Below are 11,271 nucleotides of genomic sequence, written 5' to 3' on the forward strand. Positions count from 1 at the left end.
TATTTCTAGGGGTTTGTTCTTTTGTTGTATAAATATGTTTGAGTAAGAAATTTTCATTTTGTAACTGAGTATGTAATACTAGAAAAATAGAAAATGATAATAGAATTACATTTTAAATAAGAAAAGGGGAAATAACTTGTGTCCATTTTAATTGTTGATGATAATCCGGTTAACATATTTGTAATTGAGAAGATTTTAAAACAAGCCGGATATCATGATCTTGTATCACTCAATTCTGCACAAGAGCTCTTCGAATACATACATTTTGGAAAAGATTCTTCCAGGCATAATGAAATTGATTTAATATTATTAGATATTATGATGCCTGAAATTGATGGACTTGAAGTTTGTAGGCGATTACAAAAAGAGGAGAAGTTTAAAGATATCCCTATTATTTTTGTTACAGCTTTAGAGGATGCAAATAAATTGGCCGAAGCTCTTGATATGGGGGCAATGGATTATATTACGAAACCTATAAATAAAGTTGAACTATTAGCACGTATGCGTGTAGCGTTACGCTTGAAATCAGAATTAAATTGGCATAAAGAACAAGAAGAAAATCTTCGGAATGAACTAGATTTAGCTACGCAAGTACAAAGAAACTTATTAAGTAGCCCATTAAGAGAAGATCATATAAAAATTGAAGCAAGTTACTTACCTTCATTTAAACTAGCTGGAGATATGTATTATTGGTATAAAATCGATGAAAATCGCTACGGTATTATATTATTAGATGTGATGGGACATGGTGTATCTGCTTCATTAGTTTGTATGTTTATTTCGTCTGTATTACGTGAAACAATTAAATGTTTAATTGATCCAGAACTCGTTATTAAAGAATTAAATAAATATATGACTCTTTTACATAATGAAAATGATAATATTCCTTATTATTTTACGGCGATATACTTAGTTGTTAATACAGAAGATAGAACAGTTGAATATGTAAATGCAGGGCATCCTTCTGGATATGTTTTAGTTGATGAAACAAATGTAGTTGAACTAGATCGCGGGAGTTGTGCCGTAGGATTTTTTGATGAAATAAAAGTTAAAAAGACAGTTATACCTTTTGAGAAGAACGCTCAAATATTATTATTTACAGATGGTGTTCTTGAAGCAATTGCAAATGATGAATTTGAGGCTGAAGAGAAATTACGTACTTTTACAGAAAGAAAATGGGGAGATTTAGAAGGCGAGATAGAAGGGTTTTACAAGGAAGAACAAAAGAAAGCGCAATCAGATGATATGTGTCTCATTATGATACAAACGAATGCGAAATAAAAAGCGTATGAAATCCAAACAGAGGATTTCATACGCTTTTTATTGTATTTTTTGATAAATTTGTTCGCTAGGATTAAATTGGGTATAATGCGGCATTATATTTGAAAAACGAAGAGTTTCTTTATTTCCTAAACATAGAAATCCATTGTGACTTAAGCTTTCATAAAATAGTTGCTGCACTTGATTTTGAAGTTTACTTGTAAAGTAAATTAAAACGTTACGACAAAGTATAATATGAAACTCGTTAAAAGATTGATCGGTTACTAAATTATGCTGTGCAAAAATAATGTTTTGTAAAAGTGATGGATTAAAATAAGCAAAACGATTATCTGTTGAATAATAGTTAGAAAATGCTTGTGTACCGCCAGCTTGTAAATAGTTTTTCGTATAAGTTTGCATTTTGTTTAACGGAAGAATGCCTTGTTTTGCTTTTTCTAACACATTTGTATTCATATCTGTTGCGTAAATAACCGACTTTTCACTTAATCCTTCTTCGTGAAGTAAGATGGACATTGATAATACTTCTTCACCAGTTGCGCATCCAGCATGCCAAATTCTAATTTCAGGTTGCTTTTTCAATTCAGGAATAACATGCTCTCTTAGCGCTTTAAAAAAGGCAGGGTTACGGAACATCTCAGTTACATTAATCGAGAAATCATTTAATAACTGTTCTAAAACCCCTTCCTCGTGAATTACTTTTTCAATCAATTTTGAAATGGTTGGGATATTAGAGAGCTGCATTCGATTACAAATCCTTCTATAAATAGATGTGCGAGCATATTGGCGAAAATCAAATCCTGATAATTTAAATACCGCTTCCAATAGTAATTCAATTTCTAAGTTCGTGCGCTCATCCGTATCTACTGATGGATCAAAATTATAATACTTATTTTCCACTCCAACTAAACCTCACTTATTTTATTAACCATACACTCATTACCGAATAGAGTTGATGTAGATTTAATGGTTTACTTATATAATCTGAAGCGCCAGCAGATAAACATTTTTCCTTATCATTTGGCATTGCTTTAGCAGTTAATGCGATAATAGGTATTTCATGTAACCCTAAGTTCATTCGGATATTTTCCATCGTTTCATAACCGTCCATATTCGGCATCATAATATCCATTAAAATAAGGTCAATATTTGTATTGCTTTTTAGTATTTCTAAACACTCTATGCCGTTTTGGGCAGTAATAATGTTGGCATTTTGTTTTTTTAATGCATTTTGTAACGCAAATATATTTCGATGATCATCATCGACAATTAAAATGTTTTTCTCTTGGAAGACGTTATTTGTTTCTGGAGTAACGATAGTTTCTTCAACAACTTCAGCAGGAATAACATCTTCTATCGTTGCTGCGACTTCTAAATTGGATAACTGTATATCATGTAATCCATTTGGAAGGTTAGGAATATATACGGTGAAAGTACTACCTTCTCCTACATTACTCTCTAACGTAATCCAACCACCTAATAATCTCGCAAACTCTTTACAAATAGATAAACCTAATCCTGTACCACCATACTTTCGAATCGTTGCTCCATCTGCCTGTTGAAAGGCTTCGAAAATAAGTTGATGCTGTTCTTTAGCGATACCAATACCAGTATCTTTTACTGAAATTGTAATCCAATCTTTACTTATAGACTGCATATCATGACTCAAATTGGTTGTTTCTATCGAATCAAAATGTAAAGAAACGGATCCTTTTTCTGTGAATTTAAATGCATTGGATAATAAGTTTTTAATAATTTGCTCAATCCGTTTTGCATCTGTATAAAACAGATCAGGAATCGTATCACTGTCCTCAATAGTAAATTCGACATTTTTTTGTGCAGCTATATGTAAAAAGTTTTGATGCATATTGGCTGCCATGTCACTTATGTTCGTTGCCTCAAAAATGATGTCTAGTTTGCCTGCTTCTACTTTAGATAAATCTAGTATGTCATTAATTAAAGTAAGTAAGTCTTTCCCTGATGAATGAATGACAGTTGCTAATTCAATTTCATCGTCGGATAAATTGTTATCATGATTTTCTCTTAACATTTCAGATAATAGTAAAATACTATTTAACGGTGTGCGTAATTCATGTGACATATTTGCTAGGAACTCAGATTTGTATTTTGAGCTGCGTAACAACTCGCTTGCTTTTTCTTCTAATTCTAATTTGGTAATTTGTAAGTCAGCTGTCTTCTGCTCAGCCTCTTCAGTTCTAGACTCTAATTGTTCATTCGTTGTTCGTAATTCTTCTGCTTGCATTTGTAGTTCTTCCGCTTGCGTTTGCAATTCTTCTGATTGAACTTGCAACTCTTCTGTCATTGCTTGTGATTCATGTAAAAGAGTTTGAATTCGCATACGTCCCATAATGCTATGAATTGTTAAACCTAGATTATCAACGGTTTGTTGAATTAAATCTTGATGTAAATCTGAAATCTCAGTTACACTTACTAACTCCATTACTGCGATCACTTCATCCTCAAATAAGATAGGGATGACTAGTAGATTTTTAGGACGTATTTCTAATACTCCACTAGTGACATAACGAAACTCTTCGGGTATGTCACTGAGAATAAAACTTTTCTTTTCTAAGGCAGACTGTCCAATGAAACCTTCACCCATTTTAATGGATTGTTTTCCAATATCAGCACCTTGATCGGCGAAAGAAGCTTTTTTCACATAGTAGACAGTTTCTTCATATTCTTCACGTACATAAAATGCACCGCAAGAAGTTTGCGTTTTTTGTATGATGCCACTAAGAATTTTTTTACCTAACATCTCAATAGAAGATACACCTTGATACATTAAAATTAATTCTGCAAGCTCAGTTTGTAACCACTCTCTTTTTGATATTTCGTCTAGTAGGTGATTTGTTGTATGAGCAAGATCTTTTATTTCATCATGTGTATTTACATGAATTCTTTCCGTAATTTTTTCTTTAGAAGAAATGGATTTAATAGCTTGAATTACATTTTTAATCGTTTTTGTAATGGCATTCGAAATATAGAGTGAAACGATAATAGAAATACAAGAAAGTAAGAACAATAAACTGTATAACCAAATCTCTAATTTATTATTTTCAGTATCTAATTGTGCAGCTCTTTTTTTCGTTAGTTGCTCCTCAGTGCTCCGGAAGTTAGTTACCTGCGATTGTAATGATTGAATTTGAGTCGTGTCGATTGTTTGTACATTATTACTATTATTATTTGTAATGAGTGGGTGAATCTCTTTATTAATCCAACTAGTAATGTTTTCGTTAATCTGTTTTAATTTTTCTTGCTGAGAGGGATTATCCTCTAATAAAGCAAAAAGATCTTGATAATGTTTTTCGTAATCCTTTTCCGCAGAGTTAAGGGATTGCACGTAAGTAGGGTTATTAGAAATGATAAACCCTTTCGCTTTATTTTCAATTGTTAGTAACTCTTTCTCCACTTGATTCGTTAAATTGAGAACTTTAAAATCGTGATCAATAATAAAATTACGAGATTTTTGTAAGCTGGAAATCTCATTGTTTAACATAATGAAAGAAACAAGTAAGAACAAAATGATAACTAAATAACCAGCCATAATTTTGTAGCGAATACTAAATTTTGCTTTCGAGTTCATTAAAAATTCCTACCTTCAAGGTTATTAAAACTTTTCTATTTTAAAGAATGAAAAACGTAATATATATTATATCAGTTTTCATAAGGTCAAACTAGAAATCCCCCTATTGTATTAGGGGGTTCTTTTTTAATAGAGGAAATCATTTTGAAATATAAAAACATATATGAAAGGTAGTAGACGAGGGAATAGAGGATAACAAACATTCTAAGAAGGGAAGAGTGTTTTTAAAGCTCTTTTTGCATCTATTCCTTCAAAAATAAATAATACAAGATCTCTCTTTTTTACAGTAAGGAAAAAGGATACTAGAGTGCTTAAGTTTTTAATAGAAGTAAGTGTTCCGTGTTTACTTATAAATACATTCGTTTGAAATGTTGTCATTAAAGCATAAAAATGATGAATCTGCGTTATTGTAGGTGTTTCATTATAAGAAATAGTAGTAGAGTGAATGGCGTTCATCGTAATATTCCTTTCCATATAGTAAGCATAACAATATAAACATACCCGTTTTAAAAAATGTTAAACATATAAATAAGAAAAAATATAAGTATAGTTTTTTACGTTTAGAAAAGGTTAGGAAGGGTATACATATACTACAAAGAGATTGACTGAAGATGAATTGTAAGATGTCTATGTTTAGTAGATTAGTCTATCAAAATATACTTTTACTTTAAATAAAAAGGAGCCTGGTATACATGAATGAAATGATGATTAATATTACATTTGATTTAATTTACTTGTTAAGTAGTTCACTTGTAGTGCTTTTACTATTCGCTTTTTTCGTAAATGGTTATGTTAATAAGAAGATTAGTGTATACAGAAATGAAGAAAAATAAAGATACATTATATAAAACTTTAGGAGGTTAATAGTTATGAATGTAGATAGAAAAATAGTAGGTGTTTTTAGAACAATTGATGATGCGGCACTCGTTATTAATGAATTAAATGAAAAAGGATACTCAGCAGATAACATTTCAGCTATTGCGAAAGATCAAAAGGAAATTGAACATCTGGAAGAAAAATCGGGTGAAAAAGTGAATAGCGAAACTGCACATAAAGCAGATATCTTTTCAGCGACAGGGCTTGTAGCTGGAGGAGTAGCAGGCGGACTCGGTGGTTTATTAACAGGTCTTGGTATACTTGCCGTTTCTGGAATGGGTCCAATCGTAGCAGCGGGACCGATCGCAGCAGCTATTGGAGGAGCTGGTATTGGCGGAGGAGCTGGAAGTTTAATAGGAGCATTTATAGGATTAGGAATTCCAGAAGAACATGCTAAAAAGTATGAAGAATATATTTACGATGGAAATATATTAATTTTAGTAGATGCAAAATTAGATAATAAGTTAGAAATCTATAAAATCTTTGATAAGCATCATGCTTATAACTCTGATTTCTTTAAATAAAATGTAAACAAAGTAAATATCGTTTTTTGATCTTACAAATTTGGCGCGGCCGAGGAGTCGTATGACTATAAGAGAGGAAGGGCTTATAGTAAAAGATCAAGTTCTATCATGCTATTTAAAAGGGAAGAGGTGTCTTTTCGTGATTGTAAAAATATTAAAGGATAGCAGTAATAGTTTCCTTTGTACAGTTCAAAATAAAAATGGAGACCAGTATGTGAAGAAATGGTTTCGTAAACATGAAAACAATGAAAAATTAGGACGACCAACTTTTAAAGAAGTAGAAAAGGACTGGAAAGAAAATAAAGAGTCGTTTATGTATCCTAATGTTAAAGCACTTTATTAAACATAATAGGCATTTTATTCTTACAAAACTGTCACATTCCTGTAAGGTAATTCAATAGATTAGTTGTGTGTTCCATGTCATAATAAAGACATAAGAAAGCTAATTAAAACTACAACTTATTAGGAGAGTGTCAGTCATGATTGTAACAACAACGTCTGGAATTCAAGGTAAAGAAATTATTGAGTATATCGATATTGTAAATGGTGAAGCTATTATGGGTGCAAATATTGTCCGCGATTTATTCGCTTCTGTTCGTGATGTTGTCGGTGGTCGTGCTGGTTCTTATGAAAGTAAGCTAAAAGAAGCTCGTGATATCGCAATGGACGAAATGAAAGAACTTGCAAAACAAAAAGGTGCGAACGCTATCGTTGGTGTTGACGTAGATTACGAAGTAGTTCGTGATGGAATGTTAATGGTTGCTGTAAGTGGTACAGCTGTACGTATATAAGTAAATAAAAAACAGGCTCACCCCTTGAAGTTTATGCTTTGAGGGGGTTTTTTATTTTTCTTTTGTTCATGACTAAAGTTAAAATAGAGAAGGGCCGATGTACTAGCTCGCTTATTTCAAATGTAGTATATTATTTCTTAAGAAAAAGCAAGTAAATGGAAGTTTTTGTATTTAAAGAAGGTGTTAATTTTATGACAAATAATAAAATTGCTATTTGAGGTACGAAGAGAATTAGTGGTATGAATAATTTTAGAAAGTGTATAGTTAATAGAAATAAACGATGGAGTATGTAAAGAGTTATATTACATAAAATTTATTATGAATGGAGGCGGTTACACTATGTTTTGGTTAGGATGTTTTTTAGGATACATTGTAGGTTCTATTATTACATGTGCGCTACTTTACTTTGGATATAGATCCAATGAAAATAAAAAAGCGAATATGCAAAAGGTGGAGGAGAGGAAAATCAATAAAAAAGGTGTATAGTAGGCGAAAGGTAAGGTGATAGTGTTGATACAAAAATAAAGGACAGTACATATTGTATATGACTACTATGTACTGTTCCGCTTATTCTTTTTGGATTATGAGAGGTTGTTTCCTGTCTTGCTATAAATTTCATAGGCGAAAAACCCCAATAAATAGCCGATTCCAGATCCTAAACTCACTGCAAGAAGTGAATAATCTGGGAAAAACATGCCGAAAATTAAACCGATTATACAGCCAACAAGCATTCCCATAGGTATTAAACTGTCTAATAAAATTTGAGCGTTTTTTGATTTTTTCTTACCTAAGTTACCGTTGTTATATTTATGTTTAAGGCTACCAATCACATATACTACAATTCCCCCGACTATTAAAACAGGCGCAATTGCCGTGAGTAACCACATGTTAGAATCTCCTTTCGCTTTTTTAATTAAATTACATAAGCTACTTAAAATTCTATGCTACTAAATGGATTGATAGTTGAATGTACTCAATTTAATAATTCGTTAAAAAAACTTTCCCTTTCGTTTTCTCCGCAGATTGCACAACATCAACCGCCGTTTTCACATCCGCTAAGTCATATGTAGAATGTACTTTCATAAAACGTAATTGCTCATTTTCTACTAGACGAATTAAGTGACGAAAAGTCTCCTGCCATTTATATGCTGACACATTTTTATTCCAATGTCGTAAATGAAATATGTTCGCGTGCACTTTTGCTTTCGTGACAATCTCTGCCCAGTTTACTTGTATGCCTGATAGAAGACCGATCGTTAAAAAGTGTCCGTTTGGACGTAAGGAGAAAGCTAATTCATTTCCATCCGGTCCCCCGATAGAATCAATCGCAGCATCCGCGCCGATCCCGTTTGTTAATGTCATAACGGTTTCATAAAGCGGGGCAGTGGAAGTATCAATTACATATGTAGCACCAAGGCGCAGTAATTCTTCTGTATGCTTATTATTTCTTGTAACAGCAATTAATCGGAAGTTTAAAATTTGTGATAACTGCGCAAAAAGATGACCAATTGCGGATCCACAAGCATTCACTAATAAAACATCATTACGTTGTAAGTTTAGCGTTTCTGTACATGTAACCCACGCCGTAAGAGGATTAATATACATTTGTGCCGCTGTGAAATCATCGATGGAATCAGGAATAGGAACTACAAAGTCAGCTGATGTTTTCACATATTCTTGCCAAGTACCTTCCCCGCGTAACGGTAACACACGTTTACTGATAAGCTCTCTAGAAACAAAAGCTCCTACATCTTCTACAATACCAACACCTTCATAACCAGGTATGTTAGGTAACGGAATTCTATGAGCGTACGCTCCGGTTATTGGAATTAAGTCAGATGGATTAATCGGTCTAACTAGCATACGGACGAAAACTTCATTATCTTTCAGTGGTTCTATATTTTTATATTCAACTTGTAATACGTCTTTTGGATTGCCAAACTTATGAAATTGAATGTGTTTTCCACGCAAGATAGATGTTCCCCCTTAGTTTGATTGAGTTTATTATAGCATTTTTGGTTTGGTTGGTTATTTTGTTAATGATAAATAGGGTTTGTACAATGGTAAGTAAAATAGATTTTAATTTACGTATTTATCAGAATTTTATAAAATGTGTATATAACTATGAAATGGGGGAGATTTCTTCATGTGTACTAGTTTGACGTTACAAACTAAAAATTTCCAACATCTTTTTGCGAGAACAATGGATTTCACATTAGATATGAATCAGGAAGTAATAATCATTCCTCGGCGTTATCAGTGGAACAATATAACTGGTGAAACAATCCGAACGAAAAAGGCTGTTGTCGGAATGGGAATTAATTTTGGAGGAAGGGTCATGATGGCAGATGGAGTAAATGAAGCTGGTATGACATGTGCAACTCTCTATTTCCCAGGATTCGCTACTTATAGTAGTCATGTAGATAGCAATAAAACGAATGTAGCACCATTTGATTTTGTGACTTGGAGCCTCACGCAGTTCAATTCTGTTGAAGAATTAAGAAAATCTATTGATAGCATTGCCTTTATAGATGTGCCATTACCAATTTTAGGGGTTACTCCACCGCTACATTGGATTTTAGCAGATAAATCGGGAGAATGTATTGTACTTGAGCCGACAGCTGATGGAATAAAAGTGTATGACAATCCAATAGGAGTGATGACTAATAGTCCGGAGTTTAGTTGGCATTTACAAAATTTAAGACAATATATTGGTCTTAAATCGCAGCCATTTGCGCCAACGGAGTGGGGCGATGTACCATTAAGTGCTTTTGGCCAAGGTTCAGGATCGATGGGACTTCCTGGAGATTTCACACCGCCATCAAGATTTGTACGGGCAGCGTATGGCAAACAAAACATTCAAGGTATAGAGAACGAAGAAGAGGGTATATCGGCTATTTTTCATATTTTATCGAATTGTGAGGTTCCTAAGGGGGCAGTAATAACAGAAGACGGTATATTAGATAATACGATCTATACAAGTGCAATGTGTATGGAGTCTGGAACATATTATTACCATACTTACGATTGTAGACAAATTATAGCCATTCATTTATTCAATGAAGATTTAGATACAGCTGAGATTAAAACGTATCCGTTTCAGCGGAAACAAAAAATATTTTATAAAAACTGAAGCGCCCCTGAAAAAGTGAGACTAATAAAAACACCTCCATTTAATTTGCATACTTAGTATGCGAATTTAGGAGGTGTTTTTTATCATTTACCAATATTCAGGTTTACTTCTTGCTATTCTATTAAGCCGAAGCTCTCTTCATTCTCTCAAGTAAACTAGACAACACATGCGTACGATAAGATTCTAGTTTTTTACCTTCATAAGTACGGATACCTAATTTTTTAAGTTCTTTTACATACCAACCTTTGCTTCCGAAATACATGTGAACGCTCCCCTTCAACTTTGTTTTTATTTATCCTGATTGCATATGGAGGTACAGGAATTATAATGAAGGAAATGAATTTCGCGCGAAAATGGTTAACTTTGTTGCAAAAGACATATATACTAAAGATAGTATACAACGAGGTGGACAAGACGTGATTATAGAGAAGCACGAAATTCAAATTGACCAAATTACTAGCGGTAAAGTGAATATCTTTACTTTCTATAGAAATAGAAAGCAAATTGATGATCATTTTTTACGATTGCAAGAACCATCGCTTACAGCAAACTACTTCTTCCATTTTCATTTTGATGCAGAGAGCTTGCATCTACTGCAGAAAGAGTTTCCGAGCGTATATCCGTACGACGGTAATGAAACGATTCACGACTGGACGGAAAAGATGAAAGCTGAATTGCAACATCAGATCCAAACAGGAAAATGGAATAAACGCGTACGTATCGGTAATCGCATTCTAGATGTGGTGTTTACGTGGTGTGACGAAGATATAGTAGAGTGAAAAAGAAGCGGATGACGCTTCTTTTTTTTAGCGCTGGAATAAAACGAGCTTACCTGCAGTAGATGTACAGCGATGTGTTTTTTCATACAATCCTTTTTCTTGTAAGATAGATTCACCTTTTGCTTTTGCTTCTTTTTCAGTTGCCGCCTCGAATGATTCGTCTAATGCTTTTGAACCATCTTTTTCAAAGACTGTTAGAACGTATACTCCCATGAAAATTCCCTCCAATAATTAAAATCAGAATCTTATAATTATTTTGACATAAAACGCTACAATATGCAAA

General features: G+C 33.1%; 15 protein-coding genes. 8 read left to right on the forward strand and 7 right to left on the reverse strand.

All coding sequences use genetic code 11. The annotated features are described in order from the left end of the window. Positions 1–138 precede the first annotated feature (138 nt). Complete coding sequence (locus ACTFRM_RS01575; RefSeq protein WP_000025503.1) at positions 139–1,281, forward strand: fused response regulator/phosphatase; 1,143 nt, start codon at positions 139–141, stop codon at positions 1,279–1,281. Positions 1,282–1,320: 39 nt separating this feature from the next. On the opposite strand, the gene ACTFRM_RS01580 is transcribed toward ACTFRM_RS01575, so the two are convergent. The 3 genes from ACTFRM_RS01580 to ACTFRM_RS01590 form a co-directional block, all read right to left on the reverse strand. Next, a complete protein-coding gene (locus tag ACTFRM_RS01580; protein ID WP_000429046.1) occupies positions 1,321–2,178 on the reverse strand; it encodes a CheR family methyltransferase in 858 nt (285 codons plus the stop codon). Between the two features lie 16 nt (positions 2,179–2,194). After that, positions 2,195–4,885, reverse strand: coding sequence for an ATP-binding protein (locus ACTFRM_RS01585; RefSeq protein ID WP_173600886.1), 2,691 nt, complete (start codon positions 4,883–4,885; stop codon positions 2,195–2,197). Positions 4,886–5,089: 204 nt separating this feature from the next. Further along, a complete protein-coding gene (locus ACTFRM_RS01590) occupies positions 5,090–5,341 on the reverse strand; it encodes a hypothetical protein (RefSeq protein WP_000991356.1) in 252 nt (83 codons plus the stop codon). 236 nt (positions 5,342–5,577) lie between these two features. On the opposite strand from ACTFRM_RS01590, the gene ACTFRM_RS01595 reads away from it, so the two are divergent. From ACTFRM_RS01595 to ACTFRM_RS01615, 5 genes are all read left to right on the forward strand, one after another. Then, positions 5,578–5,718 carry a hypothetical protein gene (locus ACTFRM_RS01595; RefSeq protein ID WP_001004571.1) on the forward strand — a complete coding sequence of 47 codons (141 nt, stop codon included), beginning with the start codon at positions 5,578–5,580 and terminating at the stop codon, positions 5,716–5,718. 36 nt (positions 5,719–5,754) lie between these two features. Continuing rightward, positions 5,755–6,285, forward strand: a complete 531-nt coding sequence (locus ACTFRM_RS01600) for a general stress protein (RefSeq protein ID WP_001100102.1) — start codon at positions 5,755–5,757, stop codon at positions 6,283–6,285. A 139-nt stretch (positions 6,286–6,424) separates the two neighbouring features. Then, a complete protein-coding gene (locus ACTFRM_RS01605; RefSeq protein ID WP_002023439.1) occupies positions 6,425–6,628 on the forward strand; it encodes a DUF4028 family protein in 204 nt (67 codons plus the stop codon). A gap of 136 nt (positions 6,629–6,764) precedes the next feature. Then, entirely contained in the window at positions 6,765–7,076 is a 312-nt protein-coding gene (locus ACTFRM_RS01610) for a YbjQ family protein (RefSeq protein ID WP_000637511.1), read from the forward strand. A 339-nt stretch (positions 7,077–7,415) separates the two neighbouring features. Then, positions 7,416–7,562 carry a hypothetical protein gene (locus tag ACTFRM_RS01615; protein WP_000498629.1) on the forward strand — a complete coding sequence of 49 codons (147 nt, stop codon included), beginning with the start codon at positions 7,416–7,418 and terminating at the stop codon, positions 7,560–7,562. A 95-nt stretch (positions 7,563–7,657) separates the two neighbouring features. On the opposite strand, the gene ACTFRM_RS01620 is transcribed toward ACTFRM_RS01615, so the two are convergent. Both ACTFRM_RS01620 and ACTFRM_RS01625 read right to left on the reverse strand, forming a co-directional pair. Beyond that, positions 7,658–7,963 (reverse strand): hypothetical protein, encoded by a 306-nt coding sequence (locus ACTFRM_RS01620; RefSeq protein ID WP_063535809.1) that lies wholly within the window; start codon positions 7,961–7,963, stop codon positions 7,658–7,660. Between the two features lie 91 nt (positions 7,964–8,054). Then, positions 8,055–9,047 carry a zinc-dependent alcohol dehydrogenase family protein gene (locus ACTFRM_RS01625; RefSeq protein ID WP_075677676.1) on the reverse strand — a complete coding sequence of 331 codons (993 nt, stop codon included), beginning with the start codon at positions 9,045–9,047 and terminating at the stop codon, positions 8,055–8,057. 175 nt (positions 9,048–9,222) lie between these two features. Between ACTFRM_RS01625 and bsh the strand changes: the two genes are divergently transcribed. Further along, on the forward strand, positions 9,223–10,209 hold the full coding sequence (gene bsh / locus ACTFRM_RS01630; protein ID WP_173600887.1) for a choloylglycine hydrolase: 987 nt from the start codon (positions 9,223–9,225) through the stop codon (positions 10,207–10,209). A 121-nt stretch (positions 10,210–10,330) separates the two neighbouring features. Here bsh and ACTFRM_RS01635 read toward each other — a convergent pair whose 3' ends face one another. After that, positions 10,331–10,471, reverse strand: a complete 141-nt coding sequence (locus tag ACTFRM_RS01635; protein WP_000273537.1) for a YflJ family protein — start codon at positions 10,469–10,471, stop codon at positions 10,331–10,333. A 154-nt stretch (positions 10,472–10,625) separates the two neighbouring features. On the opposite strand from ACTFRM_RS01635, the gene ACTFRM_RS01640 reads away from it, so the two are divergent. Continuing rightward, on the forward strand, positions 10,626–10,988 hold the full coding sequence (locus ACTFRM_RS01640; RefSeq protein WP_173600891.1) for a hypothetical protein: 363 nt from the start codon (positions 10,626–10,628) through the stop codon (positions 10,986–10,988). A 27-nt stretch (positions 10,989–11,015) separates the two neighbouring features. On the opposite strand, the gene ACTFRM_RS01645 is transcribed toward ACTFRM_RS01640, so the two are convergent. Further along, a complete protein-coding gene (locus tag ACTFRM_RS01645; protein ID WP_000539552.1) occupies positions 11,016–11,201 on the reverse strand; it encodes a YhzD family protein in 186 nt (61 codons plus the stop codon). Positions 11,202–11,271 lie beyond the last annotated feature (70 nt).

It is taken from the genome of Bacillus cereus group sp. MYBK227-1 (genome assembly GCF_051916325.1).
Taxonomy (GTDB): domain Bacteria; phylum Bacillota; class Bacilli; order Bacillales; family Bacillaceae_G; genus Bacillus_A; species Bacillus_A cereus.